Below are 24,831 nucleotides of genomic sequence, written 5' to 3' on the forward strand. Positions count from 1 at the left end.
CGTGAACACCGACAACTCAAAGAACAAAGGCCAACTGTTGCAAGACCCATTTTTGAACATCCTGCGCCGCGAGCATGTGCCCGTGTCCATTTATTTGGTCAACGGCATCAAGCTGCAAGGCCAAATCGAATCGTTTGACCAATATGTGGTGTTGCTGCGCAACACCGTGACGCAAATGGTCTACAAGCACGCCATCTCGACCATCGTGCCGGGCCGTGCTGTCAACTTCAACCCCACCGACGGCACAGGCAGTTCGCCTGAAGTCTGAGCTTGAATGCTCTGCAAAAAGGGCTGTTTCAGCCCTTTTTTTACGTCTCACTTTTTACGTTTCACCTTTTTAGATAGATCGCTTGAACGACACACCTCAAAAAACCGCCGGCGCCACCATTTTGGTGGGGGTCGATTTTGGCTTGCCGCATTTCGATGGCGAGCTAGAAGAACTCGGCCTGCTGGCCGAAACCGCGGGCTTGACGCCTTTGGCGCGCGTCACCTGTAAACGCAAAGCGCCTGATGCCGCGCTGTTTGTTGGCAGTGGCAAAGCCGATGAAATCAAAGAGCTGGCCCTCATGCACGGCGCCACCGAGATTTTGTTTGACCAATCGCTCAGCCCCGCGCAGCAGCGCAACCTAGAACGCCACATGGGCGTGGCGGTGAACGACCGCACCTTGCTGATTTTGGAAATCTTCGCCCAACGTGCGCGCAGCCACGAAGGCAAGCTGCAGGTCGAGCTGGCCAAGCTGCAATACCTCAGCACGCGTTTGGTGCGCCGTTGGTCGCATTTGGAGCGTCAAAGCGGTGGTATCGGTATGCGCGGCGGCCCCGGTGAGACCCAGATTGAGCTGGACCGCCGCATGATCAATGACTCGATCAAACGCACCAAAGAGCGTTTGGACAAGGTCAAAAAGCAACGCAGCACCCAGCGCCGCCAGCGCAACCGCCGTGACGCCTTCACCATTTCGCTGGTGGGCTACACCAACGCGGGCAAATCGACGCTGTTCAATGCCTTGGTCAAAGCGCGTGCCTACGCCGCCGATCAGCTGTTTGCCACGCTCGACACCACCACACGTCAGCTGTATTTGGGCAATGCCGACGGCACGGGCCGCTCGGTGTCGTTGTCAGACACGGTGGGCTTCATCCGTGACTTGCCGCACGGTTTGATCGATGCCTTCCAAGCTACCTTGCAAGAGGCGGCCGATGCCACGCTGTTGATGCACGTGGTCGATGCGTCCAACCCGAATTACCCCGAACAAATGGACGAGGTGCGAAAGGTCTTGGCCGAGATTGGCGCCGCCGGTGTGCCGCAGGTCTTGGTGTTCAACAAGCTCGACGCTATGAGCCCCGAGACGCGTCCGTTGCAATTGAACGACCACTACACGGTGGATGGTCAGAGCGTGCCGCGTTTCTTTGTGAGCGCCCAAACAGGCGAGGGCTTGGCCGCTTTGCGCGAGTTTTTGGCACAGGAAGCACTGGCGACGATGCCCGAAGACCATGCAAATACGCAGGAATTGGAATGAGGCCTGAATCCTTAGGCACAATCGAAGACTTCAGAGAAAAAACAACGATGCGCATGAACTCCAACACCCACACGGTCAGCTCCAAATCTTGGCGCACGCGACTGCTCGGCATGTTCAACCTCAACGATGGCCGCTGGGGCCGCGACAAAGACGGCAACCCCACGTTTGACCCCAACGGCAGTCAAGCCATCCCGCCTTCTAGCGAAGAGAAAAAGCCACAAGAAGAATCCAAACGTCCACCTGCAGGTGCAAGTGGCCCGCCCGATTTGGATGAACTGTGGCGCGACTTCAACGCCAAGCTCGCGGGTTTGTTTGGCAATAAAAAGGGCGGTTCAGAACCGCCTAGCAACAACGGTGGACCAACTGGCCCCGATTTCAAAGTCGCGCGTTTTGGCATTGGCGTGATCGGTGCGGTCGTGCTGGCCATTTGGTTGAGCACAGGCTTCTTCATCGTTCAAGAAGGTCAGCAAGCGGTGATTACCCAGTTTGGTCGTTACCACGCCACCGTGGGTGCCGGTTTCAACTGGCGTTTGCCTTACCCATTCCAGCGCCAAGAATTGGTGTTTGTGACGCAAATTCGCTCAGTTGATGTGGGCCGTGACAACATCGTTAAATCTACGGGCTTGCGTGAGTCGGCGATGCTGACCGAAGACGAAAACATCCTCGAAATCAAATTTGCCGTGCAATACCGTTTGACCGACGCACGTGCCTATTTGTTTGAAACCAAGAACCCCACCGACACCGTGGTGCAAGCTGCCGAAACAGCGGTGCGCGAAGTGGTCGGCAAGATGAAGATGGACGCAGCCATGTCCGAAGAGCGTGACCAAATTGGCCCACGCATTCGCACCATCATGCAAGCCATCCTGGACCAATACAAAGTGGGTGTCGAAGTGGTGGGTATCAACTTGCAACAAGGTGGCGTGCGTCCCCCAGAGCAAGTGCAAGCCGCATTTGACGACGTGCTCAAAGCCGGTCAAGAACGCGAGCGCGCCAAGAACGAAGCCGAAGCCTATGCCAACGACGTGGTCCCACGTGCTGTGGGCGCCGCCTCGCGTTTGAAGCAAGAAGCCGATGGCTACAAAGCCCGCATCGTGGCGCAAGCCGAGGGTGATGCCCAACGCTTCAAGTCACTCGTGGGTGAATACCAAAAGGCCCCACAAGTCATGCGCGACCGTTTGTACATCGACGCCATGCAACAGATTTACAGCAACACCACCAAGGTGCTGGTGGACATCAAGCAAGGTTCTAATTTGCTCTACCTGCCGCTGGACAAGATCATTCAACAAAGCAGTCAAGCCAATGGTGCAGCGCCTGCGGCTCCCGCTGACGCGGCACACAACACGGCAAACACGACCACCAACCCAGCGCCTGCGGCCGATGCCCGCGCACGCGATGGCCGCTCACGCGACCGTGACGGCCGTTGATAGGGGACACGAACATGCAAACGAACAAAATCGGTTTTTATATTTCGTCAGCCTTCGTGGCTTTGGCGCTGCTCAGCTCCACCCTGTTTGTGGTGGACCAACGCCAGTTTGGCGTGGTGTATTCCTTTGGCCAAATCAAGAGCGTCATCACTGAGCCTGGCTTGAACATCAAGCTGCCGCCACCGTTCCAAAATGTGAGCTACATCGACAAGCGTTTGCTCACGCTTGACAATGCTGACACCGAGCCCATGCTCACCGCTGAAAAGCAACGCGTGGTGATTGACTGGTATGCCCGTTGGCGCATCACCGACCCATCGCAATACATCCGCAACGTGGGTCTGGACGAAAACGCAGGCGCGGTGCAACTCGCCCGCGTGGTGCGCAATGCTTTCCAAGAGGAAATCAACAAGCGCACTGTGAAAGAGTTGCTTTCATTGAAGCGCGAAGAATTGCTGAGTGATGTCAAGCGCGAAGTGCTGGCCGCTGTCAAAGGTGCCAAGCCTTGGGGCGTGGACGTGATTGATGTGCGCATCACCCGCGCTGACTATGTCGATGCCATCACCGAATCAGTCTACCGCCGCATGGAAGCCGAGCGCAAGCGCGTGGCCAACGAATTGCGTTCCACCGGTGCTGCCGAAGGCGAAAAAATTCGCGCCGATGCCGACCGTCAACGCGAAGTGACGGTGGCCAATGCCTACCGCGAAGCACAAAAAATCAAAGGCGAGGGCGATGCCGAAGCCGCGCGTTTGTATGCCGATTCGTTTGGCCGTGACGCCAACTTTGCCCAGTTCTACCGCAGCTTAGAAGCCTACAAAACCACGTTCAGCAAAAAGAGCGACGTGATGGTGGTGGACCCATCGAGCGACTTCTTCAAAGCCCTGCGTGGCAGCGGTGGCGGCAGCGCCCCAGCACCGAAGAAGTAAAAGGCCCTTCGTATGAGCTTTGACAGCGATACGCTGTGGGTCGCGTTCGGGTTGATGCTCATTTTTGAAGGCATCTTCCCGTTCGTGTCGCCTCACGGTTGGCGCGACAAAATGGCCCAACTCATGGTGTTGGAAGACGGTCAAATCCGCTTTTTCGGCCTGGTCTGCGTTGTGGTCGGTCTTTTGATGCTCTGGTGGCTGGGTTGAGGGCGTTTAGCCCTGTAAAATCTCGGTTTTAACAGCCTCCCTTAATCACATGTCTGCTTGGGTTCTGCCGGATCACATCGCCGATGTTCTGCCTTCTGAGGCCCGGCACATCGAAGAGCTGCGTCGTTTGTACCTCGACACAGCTAGAGGCTACGGCTACGAGTTGGTCATGCCGCCGCTGCTCGAATACCTCGAATCGTTGTTGTCCGGCACCGGCCGCGCACTCGATTTACAAACCTTCAAACTGGTGGACCAACTCTCGGGTCGTACCTTGGGTCTGCGCGCGGACACCACGCCGCAAGTGGCCCGCATTGATGCCCATTTGCTCAACCGTGCCGGTGTGACGCGTCTGTGCTACTGCGGCCCCGTGCTGCACACGCGCCCAGACCGCCCATTCGCCACCCGTGAGCCTTTGCAGTTTGGTGCTGAAATTTATGGCCACGCGGGTATTGAGGCCGATCTCGAAGTGCTGCACTTGGCGTTGGACACCCTCAAAGCCGTGTCCATCCACCAATTCACGGTCGACTTGAGCGATGCGCGCATCGTGCCGGCCTTGCTCATCGGCGTTACCCTGACGGCTGACGCACGCGATGCCTTGCACAGCGCCTTGGCGGCCAAAGACACTTCAGGCGTTCAAGCCCTTTCCAAAGATTTGCCTGCCCATGTGCGCACCGCCTTGGTGGCCTTGGTCGACATGTATGGCGACGCCTCTGTGTTGGCACAAGCCGAAAAAACCTTTGCCGCATGGCCTGTGGTCCTACAAGCCTTGGCTGAGTTGCGCCAAATTGCCGCTGACTTGAGCGGTGTGGCGATCACCTTTGACTTGGCCGACTTGCGCGGCTACGCCTACTACAGCGGCGTGCGCTTTGCCATCTTTGTGCCCGGTGCCAGCGACGCTTTGGTGCGCGGTGGCCGCTACGACGAAGTCGGCGCCGTGTTTGGTCGCAAGCGTCCCGCCGTCGGATTCAGTTTGGACCTGAAAGAGTTGGTCAGCGTGGTGCCCGAGCGCGCTCTCAAAGCAGCCATCCGTGCGCCTTGGGGAACCGCCCAAGGTTTGCGCGAAGCCATTGCCACCTTGCGTGCCAATGGTGAAACCGTGGTCTGCGTGATGCCAGGCCACGAGAGTGAAGTCGATGAATTTGATTGCGATCGTGAACTGATCGAAGTCGCCGGCCAATGGGCAGTGCAAGCTGTTCCTGCCGTTCAAGCCCTTTAATTTTTTTAGTAATCGAGTGGATATGAGCACTACCCAAGGACAAACCGTGGCTGCAACCAAAGGCCGTAACGTCGTCGTGGTCGGCACCCAATGGGGTGACGAAGGCAAAGGTAAATTGGTCGATTGGTTGACCGAAACCGCCACCGGCGTGGTGCGCTTTCAAGGCGGTCATAACGCAGGCCACACCTTGGTCATCAATGGTGTCAAAACCGCGTTGCACTTGATCCCCAGCGGCATCATGCGCCCTGGCGTGAAGTGCTACATCGGCAACGGTGTGGTCTTGTCTGCCACCAAGTTGCTCGAAGAAATTGCGGGCCTCGAAAAGGCTGGCGTTGAAGTGCGCTCACGTTTGCGCATCAGCGAAGCTTGCCCACTCATCTTGCCTTACCACGCCGCCATCGACATCGCGCGTGAAGCAGCCAAAGAGAAGGCCGGTACCGCCAAGATCGGCACCACAGGCCGCGGCATTGGCCCCGCCTACGAAGACAAAATTGCACGCCGCGCCTTGCGCGTGCAAGACCTGAAGCACCCCGAGCGCTTCGCTACCAAACTGCGCGAGAACCTTGAGCTGCACAACCATGTGTTGACCGACATCTTGCACGCACCCGCGGTGGACTTTGATACCGTCTACAACGAAGCCATGGCTTACGCCAAAGAAATTTTGCCGATGGTGGCCGACGTGTCACGCGAGTTGAACGAAGCCCACAAAGCCGGTGCCAACCTGTTGTTTGAAGGCGCACAAGGCACCTTGCTCGACGTGGACCACGGCACTTACCCCTTCGTCACCTCTAGCAACTGCGTGGCCGGTAACGCCGCTGCAGGCGCTGGCGTGGGCCCAGGTTTGTTGCACTACATCTTGGGCATCACCAAAGCCTATTGCACACGCGTGGGCGGCGGTCCATTCCCGACCGAGTTGGATTGGGAAACCCCCGGCAACCCCGGCTATCACATGTCCACCGTGGGCGCTGAAAAAGGCGTGACCACTGGCCGTTCACGCCGTTGCGGCTGGTTCGATGCCGCCTTGCTCAAACGCAGCGCGCAAGTCAACGGCTTGTCTGGCCTGTGCATCACCAAGCTTGACGTGCTCGACGGCTTGACCGAATTGCTCTTGTGCGTGGGTTACGAGCTGGATGGCCAAACCATCGACATCTTGCCCATGGGCGCTGACGAAATTTCGCGTTGCAAGCCCATTTACGAAACCATCCCTGGCTGGACCGACAGCACCGTGGGTGTGACCGATTACGCCAAGTTGCCCAAAGCCGCTCAGCACTACCTCAACCGCATTGCAGAGACCACCGGCGTGCCTATCCACATGGTGTCGACCAGCCCAGACCGTGACCACACGATCTTGCTGACCCACCCCTACATCGCTTAATTTTTAAAAGGACCACCCCATGTTGACCGAAGACGGCAAACACCTGTACGTGTCGTACGACGAGTACCACAACCTCATTGAAAAACTCGCCATCAAGATTCACCAATCTGGCTGGCAATTCGACACCATCCTGTGCTTGGCCCGTGGCGGCATGCGCCCAGGTGACATCTTGTCGCGCATTTTTGACAAGCCTTTGGCCATCATGTCCACCAGCTCGTACCGCGCTGACGCTGGCACCGTGCAAGGCCACTTGGACATCGCCCGCTTCATCACCACACCCAAAGGCGAAATCGCTGGCAAAGTGTTGTTGGTGGACGATTTGGCTGACACTGGCCACACCCTCAAGGCGGTGGTCGACCAACTCAAAAACAACTACGCACCCATCACTGAGCTGCGTACTGCTGTGATTTGGACCAAGGGCGTGTCGGCATTTGCACCCGACTACTCGATGGACTACTTGCCCACCAACCCATGGATTCACCAACCGTTTGAGCCGTATGACAACATGCGTCCAGCGGCTTTGATGGAGAAGTGGAAGGTTTAATCTTTCGCACTTCAAGAAAAAACTCCGCCACCGTGCGGAGTTTTTTTATGCCTGTCATTGTTTTGATTTTTGGGTGACTCAGCGTAGGTAATATCAGTGCATGTCACGCAGCACCGACCTCATTCACCACGCCTACCAACCCCCCGCCGAATTTGAAGCGCCGCAAGTTGGCGTGTTCAAAGCCTCGACGGTGATTTTTCCCAACGTGGCTGCCATGCGCACACGCGAATGGATGGACAAGTCGGCTTACACCTACGGCTTGCACGGCACACCCACCACGTTCACCCTCGAAGAACGCTTGGCCACGTTAGAGGGCGGCACGCATTGCCTTCTCACGCCCAGCGGTTTGGCGGCGATTGCGCATGTGGATTTCGCGTTGCTCAAAACCGGCGACGAGGTGTTGATTCCTGATAACGCCTATGCGCCCAACAAGTCGCTGGCCGAGGGTGAGTTGGCGCAGTTTGGCATCACGCATCAGGTGTACGACGCGTTGGATGTGAATGACTTGGCTGCACGCATCACACCGCGCACGCGTTTGGTGTGGCTCGAAGCGGCGGGCTCGGTGACGATGGAGTTTCCCGACCTCGTGGCTTTGGTGCAGCTGTGCAAAGCACGCGGCGTGTTGTGCGCGCTCGACAACACCTGGGGTGCAGGCCTCGCGTTCAACGCGTTTGACCTGATGCCAGAGCAGGGCGCTCAAGGGCAGCCGAGCTTGGGCGTGGACCTGACCATTCATGCGCTCACCAAATATCCCAGTGGCGGTGGCGATGTGTTGATGGGCAGCATCGTCACGCGCAGCGATGAACTGGCGCGTGTGCTCAAACTCAGCCACATGCGTTTGGGCACTGGCGTCGGCGCGAACGATGCCGAGGCGGTGTTGCGCTCGTTGCCTTCGCTGCCGCTGCGCTACAAAGCGCAAGACACAGCCGCACGCACACTGGCCGCATGGTGTGCTTCGCAGCCTGCGTTCAGCCAAGTGCTGCATCCTGCGCTGCCCAGTTCGCCCGGTCATGCACATTGGCAGCAACTGTGTGTGACGCCGCAAGAGCCAGACGGTTTGGCCGCAGGCATTTTCAGCGCGGTGATGGATGAGCGTTTCACTTCTCAGCAAGTGGACGCATTTTGCGATGCTTTGCAGCTGTTCAAAATTGGTTACAGCTGGGGCGGGCCCATGAGCTTGGTGATGCCTTACAACATGGCCTCTAGCCGCGTACGCTCGGTGTCGCATATGCAACGCGGGCGCGTGGTGCGTTTTTGCATTGGGCTAGAGAATGTGATCGATTTACAAAATGACATCGCGCGAGCTCTGAAAGTCGCCCACCTATAAAACCAAGCCCACAAGAGGGGGAGACAGATGCAGCAATTGGTACCAGACGAGGCGCATGACCGCATTGACATCAACCCGATTGGCTTCAGCGATCCGTTGCGTTGGCTGTGGCGAGGCTTGCGAGACATGGCCTCGCAGCCTTTGATTTCTTTGTTTTACGGCGTCTGCTTTTGGCTCATGGCGCTGATTCTGCTGGCTGTGTTCAAAAGCAACCCCGAGTACACCTTGTCGGCCGTGTCGGGGTGTTTGCTGATTGGCCCCTTCTTGGCCATGGGTCTGTATGACGTGAGCATGCACATGGAGCGCGGTGAACCGCCGAGCATGGGCAGTTCGTTGACCTGTTGGGAGTCGCATATCCGCAGCATGAGCATGCTCATCATGGTGATGGTCGTGATGGAGTTGCTGTGGGGGCGTGCTTCGTTGGTGGTGTTTGCTGTGTTCTTCAACAGTGCAGGCATGCCCACAACCGCGACTGTTTTAGAAGCAGTGTTCAATCCGCAAAATTGGGAATTCGTGGCAGCCTACATTTGTGTGGGTGGTTTTTTTGCCGGTTTGGTGTTCGCCAGCATGATGGTGTCTATTCCGATGATTTTGGACCGTGACACCGATGCCATCACCGCTTGCATCACCAGCCTACGTGTGTTTGTGGATCACACCGCTGTGTCCGTATTTTGGGGCTTGCTCATCACTGTTTTGGTGGTGTTGGCGATGTTGCCGTCTGCTGCGGGTTTGCTGGTGGTCGGGCCTTGGCTAGGTTTTGCCAGCTGGCATGCGTACCGCGCTGCCGTGCGTGTGACGGCAGCAGGGGCTAGCTAGACCTCAAGCGCCCACTTGTTGGCACAAGGCTTGTGCCACCTTGCGCAGACTATCTGGATGGCGGTTGTCTGCCACACACGCCGTGGCGTTGGAACCTTGCGTGAAGTTGCGCACCATGGATGCCGCATAGGTGGGGTCGTAGTGCAATACCAACAGCTCGCGCACCACGTTGTCGATGTGGCCTGTATGAATTTGTTCTTTCCACGCATCCACCACAGCTTTACCGCGAATGGCCACCAGTGCATCTAGGCGGTGGCAAAACAAGTCTTTGTCATCGACGAAGAAGTTGTAGTCTTCCATCAGCAAGGCCACGCGTTCATCGAGGCTGAGCTGCAGCTCAAAGCACGGGCTTTCACGCATGGCCAGCATCAACGATTCGGGGATGGACAGGTTGCCCACTTTGCGGCTTTCAGACTCCACAAACACAGGCCGCTCAGGGTCAAAGCTGCGCAGGGCTTGCCACACCAAGGTGTCAAAGCGTTTTTGGCTGGGCTGAGGCTGACCGGGAATGTGGCCCAGCACCGAGCTGCGGTGACTGGCGAGGTCTTCGAGGTCCAACACTTGCGCACCTTCGGCGGCGAGTGCATAGAGCAAGCGCGTTTTGCCTGAGCCCGTGGGGCCAGAGATGACTTTGAATTGCAGTGGTGCCACACGCTTAGGGATGTCTTCCACGATGGCCGCACGAAACGCTTTGTAGCCACCTTCAATCAAGTTCACCTTGAAGCCTATTTGTCCCAACACCAACGACAGCGAGCCGCTGCGTTTGCCGCCACGCCAGCAGTAAATCAGCGGTTGCCAGTTTTTGGGCAGATCCAATACTTCGCGTTGGATGTGGCGCGCAATGTTGGCGGCCACCATGGCCGCACCGTGTTTCTGCGCCTCAAACGCATTGACCTGTTTGTATAGGGTGCCCACGAAGATGCGCTCTTCGTTGTTGAGCGAGGGCCAGTTAACCGCACCCGGTAAATGGTCGAGTGCGTACTCGTCTTCGCTGCGTGCGTCGATGATGGTGCTGAAGCCGCCGGGCTCGCCCAACGGAATGGCCATGCGGCTCATGGCGTCTTGCGCCGAAATAAAGGTCACGCTCACGGTTTATAAATTCTTTTTAATTTCAGGCCACACATTGGCCAACATGCGCGGGTGCGCTTCGGCTTTGGGGTGGATGCGGTCGGGTTGAAATTGCGCCGTGGCATCTGGCGCATCGGCAATGCCTTTGAGGAAAAAAGGCACCAAGCCTGTGCGGTATTTTTTAGCAAGGTTGGCAAACATCACGGTGAACTTGGCGCTGTAGTCTGGCCCGTAGTTGGGCGGTATTTGCATGCCCACTAACACCACGCGCGCGTTGACGGCGCGGCAGGCTTGAATCATGGCTTCGAGGTTGTTTTGTGTGCTGTTCAGATCAAGGCCACGTAATGCGTCGTTGCCGCCAAGTTCAATCACCACTTGCACGGGGCGCACTTGGTCGAGCATGGCAGGCAGACGAGAGCGGCCACCGGCGGTGGTGTCGCCGCTGATGCTGGCGTTGACCACGCGTACATCGGGACGCTCGGCTTGTAGCTTGTCGGCCAGCAGGGCTACCCACCCTTTGCCGCGTGGAATGCCGTATTCGGCACTGAGCGAATCGCCCAACACCAAAACAGTGGCCGCAGGCACCGTACCTGGTGCAGGGGCAGAGCCGGGCGGTGGCACTTGGCTGGGATAAGGCTGGCCACGGCGGCGGTGTGGGCCTGTGGAGGTGATATCGCCCTCCATGCCTTGGCCCGTGGACGTGATGACGCTTTGCTGTGCCGAGGCTGCGCTTGTACCCAATGCCCCCAGCAAAGCGGCGCCCAGTGCGCCCAAGTTAAAGTCACGTCTTAACCACCCATTGCGCTTCATGACCCAGCCTTCATTTGAAAAATCATCCACATTGCCTTCACCTTTGATGGTCGTCTCGCATTTGTCGAAATCGGTGCAAGACGCCAGCGGCACACTGCACATTCTCCGCGATATCGACTTCCATCTAGCGCCCCAGCAATCATTGGCCATTGTGGGGGCTTCAGGCTCGGGCAAAAGCACTTTGTTGTCCATCATGGCCGGTCTTGATACGCCCACACAGGGCACCGTGTGGCTGGGCGGCATGGATATGTTTGCGATGGACGAAGACGCACGCGCGGCAGTGCGCGCACGTCAAGTGGGGTTTGTGTTTCAAAGCTTTCAGCTCTTGGGCAATATGACGGCGCTAGAAAACGTCATGCTGCCGCTAGAGCTGGCAGGCTTGCCAAACCCACGCGCTGCCGCCAAAGATATGCTCGTGCGTGTGGGCTTGGGCGAGCGTTTGGGCCACTACCCCAAAGTGCTGTCGGGCGGCGAACAACAACGCGTGGCCTTGGCCCGTGCCTTTGTGGTCAAGCCCGCGCTGCTGCTGGCCGACGAGCCCACAGGCAGCCTAGACCACGCCAGCGGCGAGCGCATCATGGATTTGATGTTTGAACTCAACAAGGAACTGGGCACCACATTGGTGTTAGTGACTCACGATTTGAAGCTGGCAGCAAGGTGCGATCAGGCCATCACGATAGAAGCGGGGCAGGTCAAGGGATAATCAGCCCTATATGTCTTCAGCTCCTAAAGTTCTCTTCGGCTTTCACGCCGTTGGCGTGCGCGTCAAAACAGCGCCGCAATCCGTCATCGAAATCTATTTCGACCCCACGCGCCGTGACGCGCGCATGCGTCAATTTGTGGACCGCGCTACTGAAGCGGGCATCCGTTTGATCGAAGCCGATGGCCCCCGTTTGGCCAAACTCTCAGGCGGTCACGGCCACCAAGGTGTGGCAGCGCGTGTGAGCGAAATCAAGCAAGTGCATTCCTTGGATGAGTTGCTCGAGGGCATTGAAAAAATTGAAGCGCCATTAATTTTGGTGCTCGATGGCGTGACCGATCCACACAACCTAGGCGCTTGTTTGCGCGTGGCCGATGGTGCGGGTGCGCATGCGGTGATTGCCCCCAAAGACCACGCCGTGGGTATCAACGCCACGGTGGCCAAAGTGGCCAGCGGTGCGGCAGAGACGGTGCCATATTTCATGGTGACCAATTTGGCGCGTACCTTGAACGAACTCAAAGAGCGCAACATTTGGATCATCGGCACCAGCGACGATGCACCCAAAACTTTGTACCAAGTCGACCTTAAAGGTCCAACGGCTTTGGTGTTGGGGGCTGAGGGTGACGGCATGCGTCAGCTCACACGCAAGACGTGTGACGAGCTCATCAGCATTCCGATGTGTGGCGGCGTTGAGAGCTTGAACGTGTCGGTGGCCAGCGGTGTTTGCTTGTATGAGGCACGTCGTCAGCGGACTGCTGTTTGATTTTTAGCTGAGCAGCCGAAGACTGCGGCCTGTTTTTTTTAGATCCAACCTAGGGCGCCTAGCAAGGCGCCAAAACCTAATAGCAGCAACAGGTGTGTTTTGGTCTTCCACACAACCAATGTGGTAGCACCAGCCAAGACCCACAAGGGCCAATCACGCGCAGGGTACTCGTGATTGCCTGTGAGTAACCAACCCGTGGCAATGAGTAGCGCAATCACGATGGGGGCCATGCCGCTTTTAAAGGCTTTGACCGCCAGCATGTCGCGGTTGCGGTGCGCCCATTGCGTGGCAACAAAGGTGAGGGTGCATGACGGAATCATGATGCCCACCATGGTGATGAGTACGCCCCACAAGGCCAAGGCCACGGCGGGCCAGCCTGCAGCCAACCCACCCCCCGCATTCAGGCCCACGTTCCAACCCATCAGGGCGACAAACATCACGTTGGGGCCGGGGGCGCCTTGCGCTAGAGCGATGGACGAGGTGAACTGCGTGTCGCTGAGCCAATGTGTTTCGTCGACCAAGTAGCGGTGAATATCGGGCGCCGTGGTGATGGCGCCACCCACGGCCAAGAGCGAGAGCGAGATGAAGTGCAAAAACAGCGAGCCCCAATCGGCGAGGGTCAAGGTGATGCTCATGCTACATCTCGCTGTTTGATGCAATGCGCCGCCCACACGCTGGCCAATGGGCCGAGGGAGAGCAGCACCCAAGCCAATGGCAAGCGCAGCAAGCCAATGGCAACGAAGGTGAGGGTGCCTATGCCAATGCAGGTCAGCATGCCCATGGGGTTGTTTTTCAAAGCGCCCATGAGCTTGATGCCCACCGCTGCAATGAGGCCCGCGGACACAGCACCCATGCCGCGCAGCATGCCTTGTGCCACAGGCGTCTCTGCCACACCGGCCACCGCTGCGGCCAGCAGCAGTACCAGCACCGTTGGTGCAATCAACAAACCGCTGAGTGCCGCCAATGCGCCTGCAATGCCGAAGTGTCGGCCACCGATCATGAGTGCGAGGTTGACCACATTCGGGCCAGGCAGGATTTGCGCAACGGACCAGTCTTCGACGAACTCATCCGTGGTGAGCCATTTTTTTTTGTCCACCAGTTCACGCTGAACAACCGCCAGCACGCCGCCAAAACCTTGTAAGGCCAGCACGGTGAATGACACAAACAAATCGGTTTTGTTTTTGGGCGCATTGCGCGCGGTGCTGTGTTCCAGCGGTTGGGCATCACTCATAAGGTCAGACCGCCAGCCACTTCAATCACAGTCCCGTTGATGTAAGCCGCTTCGTCACTGGCTAAGAAGGCATACACGTTGGCAATGTCTTCGGGTTGGCCTAAGCGTTTCAATGGCACACGGTCGGTCATCTCGTGAATCACTTTTTCAGGGATGGTTGACAAGATGGGCGTCTGAATAAAACCGGGGGCTACTGCATTCACACGAATGCCTTTGGGCCCCAGTTCACGGCTCCAAGTTTTGGTGAACCCAATCACACCAAACTTGGTGGCCGCATAGTTGGTCTGGCCGAAGTTACCGTAGATACCGACGACAGAAGATGCATTCAAAATCACGCCGCTGCCTTGAGCCACCATGGCTTCGGTCACGGCTTGCGCGCAATGGAACACACCCCGCAGGTTGACGTCGATCACACGGTCAAACTGTTCCAACGTCATTTTTTGTAAGCGTGCATCTTGTGTGATGCCTGCGTTGTTGACCAACACATCGATGCGCCCGAACTTGTCGAGCACGGCTTTGACCGTGGCATCCACCATGTCGCGCTGCGTCACATCCACCACAAAGCCAAGGGCCTGCGCACCCAAGGCTTGGCATTGCTTGACGGCCTCATCTACCGCTGCTTGTTTGACGTCGCACACGATGACGATGGCGCCTTCTCGTGCAAATTTGAGGGCGGTGGCTAAGCCAATGCCTTGTGCAGCGCCTGTGATGAGGCTGACTTTGCCTTGAAGTCGCTGCGCTTGTGAGTTGTGGTTTGTGTTCATGCCTTGAGTTTAAACACGGCGTTAAAAGTTAGGGATAAACCTAATAAATCAACTTGATTGATTAAGTCACAATAAATCAACTTGAGTGATTAATTCAAGTTTCAACACACTTTAGAGCGAGACATTCTTATGAAATTGAATCAACTTTTTTTGGCCTGTGCTGTCGCTTTGTCCGTGTCCGCAGCTGTGGCGGGCGAGGTCGAAGTCCTGCATTACTGGACATCGGGCGGCGAAGCCAAATCAGCCGCTGAGCTGAAAAAAATCATGGCTGCCAAAGGTCATGCCTGGAAAGATTTCGCAGTTGCGGGCGGCGGCGGTGATAACGCGATGACTGTGTTGAAGAGCCGTGTGGTGGCAGGTAATCCACCATCAGCCGCACAAATCAAGGGCCCAGCGATTCAAGAGTGGGCACACGAGGGCGTGTTGGCCAACTTGGACAGCGTGGCGCACGCCGAGAAGTGGGACAGCTTGTTGCCACAGGTCGTCGCCAATGTCATGAAATACAAAGGCAGCTACGTAGCTGCCCCTGTCAACGTGCACCGTGTGAACTGGGTCTGGGCTAACCCAGAAGTGATGCAAAAAGCCGGCGTTGCCAAGATGCCCGCCAACTACGATGAGTTCTTCGTTGCCGCCGACAAGATCAAAAAGGCAGGCTTTATTGCTGTGGCACACGGTGGTCAAAACTGGCAAGACTTCACCACTTTTGAATCCGTGGTGTTGGGCGTGGGCGGTGCCACGTTTTATCAAGAGGCCTTGGTCAAACTCGACCCCAAAGCTTTGAACAGTCCGACGATGAAAAAGTCGCTCGAGACGTTCCGCAAGATCAAGAGCTACACCGACGCAGCCTCTCCTGGTCGCGATTGGAACTTGGCCACTGCCATGGTCATGCAAGGCAAGGCGGGTTTCCAGTTCATGGGTGACTGGGCCAAGGGTGAGTTTGTGGCTGCAGGTAAAAAACCAGGCAAAGATTTCTTGTGTGCGGCAGCCCCAGGAACAGCGAAGTCATACACCTTCAACATCGATTCATTCGCGATGTTCAAGCTCAAAGATGCCAGCGCACAAAAAGCTCAAGGTGATTTGGCCGCAGCGATCATGAGCACCGACTTCCAAGAGGTGTTCAACCTCAACAAGGGTTCGATCCCTGTGCGTTTGAACATGTCGATGGCCAAGTTTGATGACTGCGCCAAGCTCTCCAGCAAAGACTTCGTGGACACCGCCAAGACTGGCGGCTTGGTCCCCTCCGTGGCCCACGGCATGGCGATTTCGCCAGCAACCGAAGGCGCGATCAAAGATTTGGTGAGCCAGTTCTGGAACGACGACAAGATCAGCATTGACGATGGTCAAAAGCGTCTGGTTGCCGCCGCAGCCACCAAATAAGCAGCAGCTTGACTGTTGAAACATAAACCTTGGAGATACGAATAATGAAAATGAAATTAACTTGCGCAGCTGCAGTTCTGTGCTGCTTGAGCACAGCGGTGATGGCCGCTGATGTGGGTGGCGTCGAAGTCACGGGTTATAGCCGCGGCGGTGGTGTGTACAGCTACAACAAAGACCAACAAGTCAAAGGTGGTTTGACGCTTGGCGGGGACTTGCAAAAGTACCGTTTGGGTAATGAGGGTGACTACGGTGTTGAAGTCAACATTGCTAAAACCTTTGACGTCGAAGGCGTGAAATACAAACTCGACTACATGCCCACCAAGTGGAACAGCGGCAACGTCGGCACAGAACAAGCCTTCGTTGAAATGAGTGGTTTGGGTTTTGCACCCGAAGCCAAAATTTGGGTGGGTCAACGCCGTCTTCGTATCCAAGACGTGCACATCGTAGACAAGTTCTTGCTTGACTATGGTGTGAACCAAGGTACTGGTTTTACAGATTTGTCTGTGGGTAGTGTCAAAGTGGGCGCCGCTTTGCAAACCGGCGACACCTTTGATAAAAAGATGATTGCTGGGACCTCGGCTAACCGTTTGAACGTGGATATTTCCGACATTAACAGCAACCCTGGTGGCAAAGTCCGCGTGATGTTGACTTCGGTCAGCACATCGGGTTTGGCAAGTAGCGGTGGTTCAGGCTTGTCAGTCAACCACAACCAATCTGATTTCTTGGTCAAAGGTTTGACCAATAGCTTGTTTTTGCAAACATCCAGTGGTTATGCTGCATTGAACGGCCAGTTCAACAACTTCTACAACGTTTACACCGGCAGCACTGTGCCGGAATACGGAAAAAAATCAAACCGTATCGCTGATTCGATCAACTGGCAGTCGGGCCGTTTTGGCGGTCAAGCCATCGTGGGTTATCAAACCACGAAGGCAGATAACAGCAGTGTGACAACCAAGGACACGTCTTTGGGTGGTCGTATTTCTTATGCCTACACCAACAACTTCAAAATGTTGGTCGAAGCCGGTACAACGTCACGCAAATTCAGCGACAACACAGCGGCTCAGCGTTTGAACAAACTCACGATCGCGCCAACTATCGCGTTGTCACCAGATTTTTGGTCACGCCCTGAATTGCGTTTTTATGTGACACGTGCGAACTGGAATGCTGCGGCAGCAACAGCCAACGCGGCCACAACAGATGCCGCAGGTGTTTCTCAACCCGATACAGGCTTTGGTGCCAACGGTCGCACCTCACAAACACTCGCTGGCGTTCAGTACGAAGTGTGGTGGTAAGCAACGGTTGAACGAGGGATTGGGAAAGGGGCAACCCTTTCCCTTTTTTGCTTCTTACATAAAGGCATCCAGATGCAAAAGCATCGCTTAGAAACGTTAATACCCAAATTGGTGGTCGCCCCAGGCTTGATGCTGGGCTTTGCATTCATCTATGGCTTCATGATTTGGAACGGTGTGCTGTCAGTCACCGCGTCTCGCATGTTGCCCAATTACGAATTTGTTGGCTTGGCGCAATACGCCAAGTTGTGGGAGATGGACCGTTGGTGGGTCGCCCTGAAGAACTTGGCTATTTTTGGCATCGGCTATGTGGGCGGTGCGATGGCCTTGGGGGTGTTCCTCGCTGTGCTGTTGGATCAGAAGGTTCGAGCAGAAGGTTTCATTCGCACGGTGTACCTGTACCCCATGGCCTTGTCATTTGTGGTGACAGGCACAGCATGGAAATGGCTACTCAACCCGAGCATGGGTTTGGAAAAACTCATGCATGACTGGGGCTGGGAAAGCTTCACTTTTGGTTGGCTGGTCGACAGCGAGATGGCAATTTACTGCGTCGTGATTGCTGGTATTTGGCAATCTGCGGGTTTTGCCATGGCATTGTTTTTGGCGGGCTTGCGCGGGATTGATGACAGCATCATCAAAGCTGCACAAATTGATGGCGCATCGCTGCCGCGTATTTATTGGCGCATCGTGTTGCCAGCGTTGCGCCCTGTGTTTTTCTCAACCTTGATGGTGCTCTCGCATTTGGCCATCAAGAGCTTTGATCTGATCATGGCTTTGACGTCTGGTGGCCCCGGTTACGCCACCGATGTGCCCGCCACATTCATGTATGCGATGAGCTTCACGCGTGGACAAATTGGTTTGGGTGCAGCCAGCGCCACCATGATGTTGGCCACAGTCGCTGCATTGGTGGTGCCTTATCTGTACAGCGAGTTGCGGAGTAAAAACCATGAGCACTAAGTTCTTTTCGATCCACATACTCTCGCGTGCAGTGTTGTATGCCACGCTGTTGATCGGTGCCGTTTTCTTCTTAGCGCCTTTGTATGTGATGGTTGTGACCTCACTCAAAGACGCGGATGAAATACGCCAGAACAGTTTGGTGAGTTTGCCCGGAGGCGTCAATTTAGACGCGTGGCGGTTGGCTTGGGATTCAGCCTGCACCGGCGCGCAGTGCTCTGGCCTAGAGCCATTCTTTTGGAACTCGGTGTGGATGACCATTCCCGCTGTGTTGATCTCCACCACATGGGGCGCCCTGAACGGCTATGTGCTGAGCTTGTGGAAATTTCGCGGCAGCGAAACCTTGTTTGCATTTTTGTTGTTTGGTGTGTTCATGCCATTTCAAGTGGTGCTGCTGCCCATGAGCCAAGTCTTGGGTTGGTTGGGGCTCTCTAGCTCGATCATGGGCCTGATCTTGGTTCACTTGCTGGCAGGCTTGCCCAGCACGAGCTTGTTCTTTCGCAACTACTACGCAGCCGTGCCGAAAGATTTGCTCAACGCCGCACGCATGGACGGGGCAGGCTTTTGGATGATCTTTTTTCGCATCATCGTACCTATGTCCACGCCCATCGTGATGGTCACTTTGATTTGGCAGTTCACCCAAATTTGGAATGACTTCTTGTTTGGTGTGGCCTTCAGTGGCGCAGACTCCAAACCCATCACCGTCGGTTTGAACAACTTGGCTAACACCACCAGCAGCGTCAAAGCCTACAACGTGGACATGGCGGCTGCGTTGATTGCGGGCTTGCCCACCATGTTGGTCTACGTGGTGGCCGGACGATATTTTGTGCGCGGCCTTACTGCCGGCGCCGTGAAAGGTTAAGAGGAATAGAACATGTCTTCAGCATTGAAAATCAGCGGCATTCGTAAATGCTTTGGTCAGGGTGACAACACGGTGGAGGTGCTCAAACGCATCGACATCGACGTGGCGCCTGGTGAGTTTTTGATCTTGGTGGGGCCTTCGGGTTGCGGCAAGTCCACCTTGCTCAACATCATTGCGGGTTTGGAAGAGCCTACCGAAGGCAGCATCTCGATTGGCAACAAAAACGTGGTCGGCGTGCCGCCCGCGCAGCGCGATATTGCGATGGTGTTTCAGAGCTACGCGCTGTACCCCACGATGAGCGTGGCCGAGAACATTGGCTTTGCCCTCGAAATCCGCAAAGTGCCCAAGGCCGAGCGTCAAGCGCGCATTGCCGAAGTTGCTGCCATGTTGCAGATTGAGCATTTGCTGGACCGTCGCCCCTCGCAACTCTCGGGCGGCCAACGTCAGCGCGTGGCCATGGGCCGTGCCTTGGCGCGTAACCCACAGCTGTTCTTGTTTGACGAACCCCTGTCTAACCTCGACGCCAAGCTGCGCGTGGAAATGCGTGCCGAAATCAAACGCTTGCACCTACTCAGCGGCATCACCAGCGTGTATGTGACGCATGACCAAGTTGAAGCCATGACCTTGGGCAGCCGCATCGCGGTGATGAAGGGGGGCGTGCTGCAACAGTTGGGCACGCCAGACGAAATTTACAACCGACCTGCCAACACCTACGTGGCCACGTTCATTGGTTCACCCACGATGAACTTGATTGAGGGCCGTGTATCTGGCACTGAACATTTCATGATTGCAGGCGCACAACTGAGCTTGATGGCTCCGAACCACAGCGACACACCCACCTTGCTTGGTTTGCGTCCAGAGCACATCCGCTTGAGCGATGCAGCGCAGTGGCGTGGCGTCGTGAATTTGGTAGAGCCGACAGGTGCCGATACCTATGTGGTGGTCGACACGTCTGCGGGCAAGGTCACCGTGCGCGCCGCGCCGCAAACGTTGGTGCGTCCGGGTGATTCTGTGGGCTTAGAGATTCAAGCCGAACACGTGACTTGGTTCGACCAAGCCTCTGGCTTGCGTTTGTAACGCGAACGTGGGGCGTGCGTCTGAACCCAAGTTCAGGTGCTACCGCGCACCATCAGCTCGTAGCCCACGTCCACGCTAGGCGTTGGCACATCTTCTTCGCGCATCAGGTTCAACAGCATCTTGGCTGCGGCTTCACCAATGGCAGCGCGTGGCGTGCGAATGGTGGTCAGGCCCGGGCCAATCAAGTCGCTGCCCGTGAGGTCGTTGAAACCAGCAATGGCCAATTGCTGCGGTACTTTGATTTTCAAGCGTTGGGCCGCCAACAACGCGCCTTGGGCCAAGTCGTCGTTACAGAAGAAGATGGCGTCAATGCTGGGGTCATTCGCCATGATGTGTTGCAGCATTTCTCCGCCCAAGGCCATGGATGAAGGCGACTTGTTGGTGTAGCTGAGTGCCTTGTCATACAGCTTGACCGCCTTTAAGGCCTTGCGCCATCCATCCAAGCGTTGCATCGTGCGTGGGTCGAGTTGGGCGGCGGCAAAGGCAATGCGTTGGCGTCCGCGTTGTAGCAAATGCTCGGTCAACGTCATGGCCGCTTGTGTTTGTGAGAACCCCACACTGTTCACATCGGGCGATTGCGCGAGTTCCATCATGTGCACACACGGAATGCCACTTTTTTCAATCAGCTCCCGCGCTGCGTCGCTGCGGTCTAAGCCGGTCACCAAGATGCCGGCAGGGCGGTGTTGTAGCTGCTCACGCAAGAGTTGCTCTTCTTCGCGTGTGTCGTAATGGGTGATGCCAATCAAACTTTGGTAGCCGGCGTGGCGCAGTGTTTTTTGGATGGACTCCAACACGTCCACAAACAAGTTGTTAGACAACATCGGAATCAACACCGCCACGTGGTCGCTGTGACGCGAGGCGAGGGCGCGTGCGGCGGGATCGGGGGTGTAGCCCAGCTTTAAGGCCGCGGTTTTGACACGGTCGGTTAAGTCGCTGGCCACAGCGCGCTCACCGCGTAACGCACGCGACACCGTGATGGGGCTGACCTTGGCCAACGCCGCCACATCAGCCAGTGTTACGCGGCCTGTGGCGCGAGAACGGGTTTTGTTTGGCTTCATGTGGCTCAGGGTTTTTGCTAGGTTGTAAACGGTTTGATTTATTTATGATAGCGCTATCCAAGAGCAGGCGATGTGATGGTTATCACTGAGCTTGCTCTACTTTTAATCCAAATGGGATAGCGCTATCCAATCTTTAAGCATGAATGGAAATGAATCGATGAGTCCTGTGGTCATCATGGGTGTGGCTGGTTGCGGCAAGTCCAGCTTTGCGGCAGCCTTGTCGCAAGCCTTGGGCTGGCAGTTGATTGAAGGGGATGAGTTTCATCCGCCTGAAAACGTCAACAAAATGCGCGCAGGTGTTCCCTTGACCGATGATGATCGTGCCGGTTGGTTGGATGTGTTGGCCAACGAGCTGGTGCAACGTGGCCCACACGCCGTGTTGACGTGTTCAGCCTTGAAAAAGGCCTACCGTGACAGTTTGCGTCAAAGCGTGCCCGCCTTGCGCTTTGTGCACCTCGATCTCACGCGTGAGCAATCCATCGCGCGTGTGACGCAACGACCCGGCCACTACTTTCAGCCCGCCTTGGTGGACAGCCAATTTGCGGCTTTAGAAAAACCAGTGGACGAAGCCGGCGTGTTCACCGCAGACGCCACGCAAAGTATTGAAACGATCCAAGTGCAAGTGTGTGCTTGGTTGCAATCCAAGGAGTGTGTATGAGTACCAATCAAACCACCTCACGCAGTCAGTCCATCGCGCACGTGATGATGGCCGCGTGTTTGGGTGTCATGGCGGTGGCCGTGTTTTTCAACGTGGTGTTGCGCTACGGATTTGGCAGCGGCATTGCGGCGAGTGAAGAGCTCTCGCGTTTGTTGTTTGTGTGGATGGTGTTCATTGGCGCCACCGCAGCTTATCCAGCGGGTGAGCACATGGCCTTCACCAGCTTCGTCGCCGGTTTACGCCATCACCCCAAAACGCTCCAAGCGTTGACGATTTTGATTCGTGCCTTGGTGATTCTGAGCTGCCTGATGTTGGGCCGTGGCGCTTGGCAGCAAGTGGAAGTGGGGTTGTCTAGCAATTCGGTGGTGTTGGGTTATCCCAATTGGTTGCTGCCATTGCCTGTGTTGTTGTCCTCCTTGGCGATTGGCTTGATGGCACTCAAAGAATTGATTCAAAACAAACCGATGGACTTTGACCACGGCGTGGACGTGGAGTAAACAGCATGACACCAGAAGCACAAGCATTCATTGTTTTCTCGGCGGGCATGTTGTTGCTCATGGGCATTGGCCTCAACATGGCGTTTGCCTTGGTTCTCACAGGCGCAGGCATGGCATGGACCCTCGACTTTTGGGATACCCAATTGCTCGCGCAAAACTTGGTCGCGGGCGTGGACAGCTTTCCATTGTTGGCCGTGCCGTTTTTCATCTTGGCCGGTGAGTTGATGAACTCAGGTGGCATCAGCCGCCGCATCATCGACATGGCGCAAGCCTGGGTGGGTCACATCCGCGGTGGTTTGGGTTTTGTGGCGATTGGCGCTGCGGTGCTCATGGCCAGCATGAGCGGTTCTGCCTTGGCCGACACCGCCGCGTTGGCCACCATTTTGTTGCCCATGATGAAGCGTCAGGGCTACCCCATGCACACCTCGGCAGGCTTGATTGCCTCGGGCGGCATCATTGCCCCCATCATTCCGCCATCCATGCCGTTTGTGATTTATGGCGTGACCACCAACACCTCCATCTCTTCTTTGTTCTTGTCTGGCATCGTGCCCGGACTGATCATGGGCATTGGTTTGATCGTGGCGTGGAAGCTTCAACTGCGCGACATGGATTTGCCTCAAGGTGAAAAACTTCCCTTGATCGAGCGTTTGCACGCCACACGCAAAGCCTTCTGGGCCATGCTCATGCCGCTCATCATCATTGGTGGCATGAAGACGGGTATCTTCACGCCCACTGAAGCGGCTGTGGTCGCCGCGTTTTACGCCTTGGTCGTCGCGTTGGTGATTCACCGCGAAATGAAGCTGATGGAGATTCACGAGGTCTTGGTCCGTGCTGCCAAAACCACAGCGGTGGTGATGTTCTTGTGCGCAGGCGCACAAGTGGCGAGCTACATGATCACCTTGGCTGATTTGCCCACAGTGCTCACAGGTTGGTTGGGCCCACTGGTCGAGAGCCCACGCGTGTTGATGGCGGTGATGATGATCACGCTGGTGCTGATTGGCACTGCGTTGGACCTCACACCCACGATTTTGATTTTTGCGCCCGTGATGTTGCCCATCGCGGTGAAGGCTGGCATTGACCCCGTGTATTTCGGGTTGATGTTTGTGCTCAATGGCGCGATTGGTTTGATCACACCGCCTGTCGGCACTGTGCTCAATGTGGTGGCTGGTGTGGGGCGTTTGTCCATGCACCAAGTCATCAAAGGGGTGAACCCGTTTTTGGTGACTTACCTCATCATCTTGACTGCGTTTGTTTTGTTCCCACAAATCGTGACCGCCCCTGTGGCGTGGATGCGATAAGTTTTAACCCAAGGAGACTTCCCATGACTTTTCTTCGTCGAACCCTGATTGCTGCAGCCACCGTGGCCGTGGCCAGTGCCTCGTTTTCTGCCTTCGCGCAAGACATCAAGCCACGCTTGATTCGCTTTGGCTACGGCTTGAACGAGCAAAGCAACCAAGGCCGTGCAGCCAAGGTGTTTGCTGAGCAAGTGGAAAAAGCCTCTGGCGGCAAAATGAAAGTGCGCGCCATTGGTGCTGCCGCCTTGGGCCCAGACACACAAATGCAACAAGCTTTGATTGGCGGCGCACAAGAGATGATGGTGGGTTCCACCGCCACTTTGGTGGGCATCACCAAAGAGATGGCTTTGTGGGACACCCCGTTCTTGTTCAACAACGTCAAAGAAGCCGATGCCGTGTTAGATGGCCCAGTGGGTCAAAAGGTGATGGACAAGCTGCAAGACAAAGGCTTGGTCGGTTTGGCGTATTGGGAAAACGGTTTCCGTAACCTGACCAACAGCAAGCGACCTGTGACCAAGCTGGAAGACCTGAACGACGTCAAGCTGCGTGTGATGCAAAACAATGTGTACCTCGACAGCTTCAAGCTCTTGGGCGCCAACGCCGTGCCCATGCCTTTCTCTGAGTTGTTCAGTGCCTTGGAAACCAAAACTGTTGATGGTCAAGAGAACCCGTACAACACCATTTTGTCGAGCAAGTTCTACGAAGTGCAAAAGTACTTGAGCGTGACCAACCACGTGTACAGCCCGTGGATCGTGACGGTGAGCAAGAAGTGGTGGGATGGCTTGAGCAAGACCGAACAAAAAATCTTGCTCGACGCCGCACGCGTGAGCCGCGACTTTGAACGCAAAGACACACGTGACGAAGCTGCCAAAGCCTTGGGCGATCTGAAAGCCAAAGGCATGCAAATCAACGAGTTGTCGGTGGCTGAAACCAACCGCATGCGTGACAAGCTCACGCACATCAACGCAGGCATTGCCACCAACGTGGGCATGGACTTGTGGAATGACACACAGAAAGAACTGACACGTTTGCGTGCCAAGAAGTAATGTCTAAAGCTTCATGAGAAAAGCCACCCTCGGGTG

27 protein-coding genes are annotated in these 24,831 nt (G+C 56.1%); 21 read left to right on the plus strand and 6 right to left on the minus strand.

Annotated features, from left to right (window positions below; translation table 11 throughout):
* Position 1 precedes the first annotated feature (1 nt).
* The 10 genes from hfq (at position 2) to B9Z44_RS13750 (ending at position 9,346) form a co-directional block, all read left to right on the plus strand.
* On the plus strand, positions 2-268 hold the full coding sequence (hfq, locus tag B9Z44_RS13705; RefSeq protein WP_104798699.1) for an RNA chaperone Hfq: 267 nt from the start codon (positions 2-4) through the stop codon (positions 266-268).
* A gap of 82 nt (positions 269-350) precedes the next feature.
* Positions 351-1,514: a GTPase HflX gene (gene hflX / locus B9Z44_RS13710; protein ID WP_108358568.1), complete on the plus strand. Its 1,164-nt coding sequence runs from the start codon at positions 351-353 to the stop codon at positions 1,512-1,514.
* Positions 1,515-1,567: 53 nt separating this feature from the next.
* A complete protein-coding gene (hflK, locus tag B9Z44_RS13715; protein ID WP_233246849.1) occupies positions 1,568-2,938 on the plus strand; it encodes an FtsH protease activity modulator HflK in 1,371 nt (456 codons plus the stop codon).
* Between the two features lie 14 nt (positions 2,939-2,952).
* Complete coding sequence (hflC, locus tag B9Z44_RS13720; RefSeq protein ID WP_108358569.1) at positions 2,953-3,861, plus strand: protease modulator HflC; 909 nt, start codon at positions 2,953-2,955, stop codon at positions 3,859-3,861.
* A gap of 12 nt (positions 3,862-3,873) precedes the next feature.
* Complete coding sequence (locus B9Z44_RS13725; protein ID WP_108358570.1) at positions 3,874-4,068, plus strand: DUF2065 domain-containing protein; 195 nt, start codon at positions 3,874-3,876, stop codon at positions 4,066-4,068.
* A 49-nt stretch (positions 4,069-4,117) separates the two neighbouring features.
* Positions 4,118-5,284 carry an ATP phosphoribosyltransferase regulatory subunit gene (locus B9Z44_RS13730; RefSeq protein ID WP_108402689.1) on the plus strand — a complete coding sequence of 389 codons (1,167 nt, stop codon included), beginning with the start codon at positions 4,118-4,120 and terminating at the stop codon, positions 5,282-5,284.
* A 46-nt stretch (positions 5,285-5,330) separates the two neighbouring features.
* Positions 5,331-6,659: an adenylosuccinate synthase gene (locus B9Z44_RS13735; protein WP_108358879.1), complete on the plus strand. Its 1,329-nt coding sequence runs from the start codon at positions 5,331-5,333 to the stop codon at positions 6,657-6,659.
* A gap of 19 nt (positions 6,660-6,678) precedes the next feature.
* Positions 6,679-7,203 (plus strand): phosphoribosyltransferase, encoded by a 525-nt coding sequence (locus B9Z44_RS13740; protein WP_108358572.1) that lies wholly within the window; start codon positions 6,679-6,681, stop codon positions 7,201-7,203.
* A 100-nt stretch (positions 7,204-7,303) separates the two neighbouring features.
* Positions 7,304-8,530: a PLP-dependent transferase gene (locus B9Z44_RS13745; protein ID WP_108358573.1), complete on the plus strand. Its 1,227-nt coding sequence runs from the start codon at positions 7,304-7,306 to the stop codon at positions 8,528-8,530.
* Between the two features lie 27 nt (positions 8,531-8,557).
* Positions 8,558-9,346: a DUF2189 domain-containing protein gene (locus B9Z44_RS13750; RefSeq protein ID WP_108358574.1), complete on the plus strand. Its 789-nt coding sequence runs from the start codon at positions 8,558-8,560 to the stop codon at positions 9,344-9,346.
* 3 nt (positions 9,347-9,349) lie between these two features.
* Here the strand turns inward: B9Z44_RS13750 and mnmH are convergent, their stop codons facing one another.
* Both mnmH and B9Z44_RS13760 read right to left on the minus strand, forming a co-directional pair.
* Positions 9,350-10,435: a tRNA 2-selenouridine(34) synthase MnmH gene (gene mnmH, locus B9Z44_RS13755; protein ID WP_108402690.1), complete on the minus strand. Its 1,086-nt coding sequence runs from the start codon at positions 10,433-10,435 to the stop codon at positions 9,350-9,352.
* 3 nt (positions 10,436-10,438) lie between these two features.
* Positions 10,439-11,098: an arylesterase gene (locus tag B9Z44_RS13760; RefSeq protein ID WP_108358880.1), complete on the minus strand. Its 660-nt coding sequence runs from the start codon at positions 11,096-11,098 to the stop codon at positions 10,439-10,441.
* A 124-nt stretch (positions 11,099-11,222) separates the two neighbouring features.
* On the opposite strand from B9Z44_RS13760, the gene B9Z44_RS13765 reads away from it, so the two are divergent.
* Both B9Z44_RS13765 and rlmB read left to right on the plus strand, forming a co-directional pair.
* Positions 11,223-11,927 (plus strand): ABC transporter ATP-binding protein, encoded by a 705-nt coding sequence (locus B9Z44_RS13765; protein ID WP_108358576.1) that lies wholly within the window; start codon positions 11,223-11,225, stop codon positions 11,925-11,927.
* A gap of 10 nt (positions 11,928-11,937) precedes the next feature.
* Complete coding sequence (gene rlmB / locus B9Z44_RS13770) at positions 11,938-12,687, plus strand: 23S rRNA (guanosine(2251)-2'-O)-methyltransferase RlmB (RefSeq protein ID WP_108358577.1); 750 nt, start codon at positions 11,938-11,940, stop codon at positions 12,685-12,687.
* Positions 12,688-12,725: 38 nt separating this feature from the next.
* On the opposite strand, the gene B9Z44_RS13775 is transcribed toward rlmB, so the two are convergent.
* From B9Z44_RS13775 to fabG, 3 genes are read right to left on the minus strand one after another with little or no spacing between them, the layout of a single operon-like run.
* Entirely contained in the window at positions 12,726-13,322 is a 597-nt protein-coding gene (locus tag B9Z44_RS13775; protein ID WP_108402691.1) for a chromate transporter, read from the minus strand.
* Positions 13,319-13,918, minus strand: coding sequence for a chromate transporter (locus tag B9Z44_RS13780; protein ID WP_108402692.1), 600 nt, complete (start codon positions 13,916-13,918; stop codon positions 13,319-13,321). Before B9Z44_RS13780 ends, B9Z44_RS13775 begins: the two co-directional genes overlap by 4 nt.
* A complete protein-coding gene (fabG, locus tag B9Z44_RS13785; RefSeq protein ID WP_108358580.1) occupies positions 13,915-14,682 on the minus strand; it encodes a 3-oxoacyl-ACP reductase FabG in 768 nt (255 codons plus the stop codon). Before fabG ends, B9Z44_RS13780 begins: the two co-directional genes overlap by 4 nt.
* A gap of 129 nt (positions 14,683-14,811) precedes the next feature.
* Here fabG and B9Z44_RS13790 point away from each other — a divergent pair, with 129 nt between their 5' ends.
* From B9Z44_RS13790 to B9Z44_RS13810, 5 genes are all read left to right on the plus strand, one after another.
* Complete coding sequence (locus B9Z44_RS13790) at positions 14,812-16,059, plus strand: ABC transporter substrate-binding protein (protein WP_108358581.1); 1,248 nt, start codon at positions 14,812-14,814, stop codon at positions 16,057-16,059.
* 44 nt (positions 16,060-16,103) lie between these two features.
* Positions 16,104-17,351, plus strand: a complete 1,248-nt coding sequence (locus B9Z44_RS13795) for a carbohydrate porin (protein WP_211308714.1) — start codon at positions 16,104-16,106, stop codon at positions 17,349-17,351.
* 72 nt (positions 17,352-17,423) lie between these two features.
* Positions 17,424-18,305: a carbohydrate ABC transporter permease gene (locus B9Z44_RS13800; RefSeq protein WP_108358582.1), complete on the plus strand. Its 882-nt coding sequence runs from the start codon at positions 17,424-17,426 to the stop codon at positions 18,303-18,305.
* Entirely contained in the window at positions 18,295-19,164 is an 870-nt protein-coding gene (locus B9Z44_RS13805) for a carbohydrate ABC transporter permease (protein WP_108358583.1), read from the plus strand. Before B9Z44_RS13800 ends, B9Z44_RS13805 begins: the two co-directional genes overlap by 11 nt.
* 12 nt (positions 19,165-19,176) lie before the next feature.
* On the plus strand, positions 19,177-20,241 hold the full coding sequence (locus B9Z44_RS13810; RefSeq protein ID WP_108358584.1) for an ABC transporter ATP-binding protein: 1,065 nt from the start codon (positions 19,177-19,179) through the stop codon (positions 20,239-20,241).
* A 32-nt stretch (positions 20,242-20,273) separates the two neighbouring features.
* Here B9Z44_RS13810 and gntR read toward each other — a convergent pair whose 3' ends face one another.
* Positions 20,274-21,299 carry an HTH-type transcriptional regulator GntR gene (gene gntR, locus B9Z44_RS13815; RefSeq protein ID WP_108402693.1) on the minus strand — a complete coding sequence of 342 codons (1,026 nt, stop codon included), beginning with the start codon at positions 21,297-21,299 and terminating at the stop codon, positions 20,274-20,276.
* Positions 21,300-21,456: 157 nt separating this feature from the next.
* Between gntR and B9Z44_RS13820 the strand changes: the two genes are divergently transcribed.
* From B9Z44_RS13820 to B9Z44_RS13835, 4 genes are read left to right on the plus strand one after another with little or no spacing between them, the layout of a single operon-like run.
* Positions 21,457-21,957, plus strand: a complete 501-nt coding sequence (locus B9Z44_RS13820; protein ID WP_108402694.1) for a gluconokinase — start codon at positions 21,457-21,459, stop codon at positions 21,955-21,957.
* The gene (locus B9Z44_RS13825) at positions 21,954-22,454 is read left to right on the plus strand and encodes a TRAP transporter small permease (RefSeq protein ID WP_108402695.1); all 501 of its coding nucleotides are present in this window, start codon (positions 21,954-21,956) and stop codon (positions 22,452-22,454) included. Before B9Z44_RS13820 ends, B9Z44_RS13825 begins: the two co-directional genes overlap by 4 nt.
* Before the next feature lie 5 nt (positions 22,455-22,459).
* Positions 22,460-23,752: a TRAP transporter large permease gene (locus B9Z44_RS13830; RefSeq protein WP_108358587.1), complete on the plus strand. Its 1,293-nt coding sequence runs from the start codon at positions 22,460-22,462 to the stop codon at positions 23,750-23,752.
* A 23-nt stretch (positions 23,753-23,775) separates the two neighbouring features.
* On the plus strand, positions 23,776-24,795 hold the full coding sequence (locus B9Z44_RS13835) for a TRAP transporter substrate-binding protein (protein WP_108358588.1): 1,020 nt from the start codon (positions 23,776-23,778) through the stop codon (positions 24,793-24,795).
* Positions 24,796-24,831: the final 36 nt, after the last annotated feature.

It is taken from the genome of Limnohabitans curvus, assembly GCF_003063475.1.
Lineage (GTDB): Bacteria > Pseudomonadota > Gammaproteobacteria > Burkholderiales > Burkholderiaceae_C > Limnohabitans > Limnohabitans curvus.

Coding starts and splice junctions, on each gene's coding strand:
- B9Z44_RS13760 (WP_108358880.1), bottom strand. CDS start 11,098: ATGGAGGGCGATATCACCTCCACAGGCCCACACCGCCGCCGTGGCCAG.
- B9Z44_RS13790 (WP_108358581.1), top strand. CDS start 14,812: ATGAAATTGAATCAACTTTTTTTGGCCTGTGCTGTCGCTTTGTCCGTG.
- B9Z44_RS13730 (WP_108402689.1), top strand. CDS start 4,118: ATGTCTGCTTGGGTTCTGCCGGATCACATCGCCGATGTTCTGCCTTCT.
- rlmB (WP_108358577.1), top strand. CDS start 11,938: ATGTCTTCAGCTCCTAAAGTTCTCTTCGGCTTTCACGCCGTTGGCGTG.
- B9Z44_RS13750 (WP_108358574.1), top strand. CDS start 8,558: ATGCAGCAATTGGTACCAGACGAGGCGCATGACCGCATTGACATCAAC.
- B9Z44_RS13810 (WP_108358584.1), top strand. CDS start 19,177: ATGTCTTCAGCATTGAAAATCAGCGGCATTCGTAAATGCTTTGGTCAG.
- B9Z44_RS13825 (WP_108402695.1), top strand. CDS start 21,954: ATGAGTACCAATCAAACCACCTCACGCAGTCAGTCCATCGCGCACGTG.
- B9Z44_RS13795 (WP_211308714.1), top strand. CDS start 16,104: ATGAAAATGAAATTAACTTGCGCAGCTGCAGTTCTGTGCTGCTTGAGC.
- B9Z44_RS13805 (WP_108358583.1), top strand. CDS start 18,295: ATGAGCACTAAGTTCTTTTCGATCCACATACTCTCGCGTGCAGTGTTG.
- B9Z44_RS13835 (WP_108358588.1), top strand. CDS start 23,776: ATGACTTTTCTTCGTCGAACCCTGATTGCTGCAGCCACCGTGGCCGTG.
- B9Z44_RS13820 (WP_108402694.1), top strand. CDS start 21,457: ATGAGTCCTGTGGTCATCATGGGTGTGGCTGGTTGCGGCAAGTCCAGC.
- B9Z44_RS13830 (WP_108358587.1), top strand. CDS start 22,460: ATGACACCAGAAGCACAAGCATTCATTGTTTTCTCGGCGGGCATGTTG.
- B9Z44_RS13780 (WP_108402692.1), bottom strand. CDS start 13,918: ATGAGTGATGCCCAACCGCTGGAACACAGCACCGCGCGCAATGCGCCC.
- B9Z44_RS13775 (WP_108402691.1), bottom strand. CDS start 13,322: ATGAGCATCACCTTGACCCTCGCCGATTGGGGCTCGCTGTTTTTGCAC.
- B9Z44_RS13765 (WP_108358576.1), top strand. CDS start 11,223: ATGACCCAGCCTTCATTTGAAAAATCATCCACATTGCCTTCACCTTTG.
- hflC (WP_108358569.1), top strand. CDS start 2,953: ATGCAAACGAACAAAATCGGTTTTTATATTTCGTCAGCCTTCGTGGCT.
- B9Z44_RS13800 (WP_108358582.1), top strand. CDS start 17,424: ATGCAAAAGCATCGCTTAGAAACGTTAATACCCAAATTGGTGGTCGCC.
- hflK (WP_233246849.1), top strand. CDS start 1,568: ATGAACTCCAACACCCACACGGTCAGCTCCAAATCTTGGCGCACGCGA.
- fabG (WP_108358580.1), bottom strand. CDS start 14,682: ATGAACACAAACCACAACTCACAAGCGCAGCGACTTCAAGGCAAAGTC.
- B9Z44_RS13725 (WP_108358570.1), top strand. CDS start 3,874: ATGAGCTTTGACAGCGATACGCTGTGGGTCGCGTTCGGGTTGATGCTC.
- gntR (WP_108402693.1), bottom strand. CDS start 21,299: ATGAAGCCAAACAAAACCCGTTCTCGCGCCACAGGCCGCGTAACACTG.
- B9Z44_RS13745 (WP_108358573.1), top strand. CDS start 7,304: ATGTCACGCAGCACCGACCTCATTCACCACGCCTACCAACCCCCCGCC.
- B9Z44_RS13740 (WP_108358572.1), top strand. CDS start 6,679: ATGTTGACCGAAGACGGCAAACACCTGTACGTGTCGTACGACGAGTAC.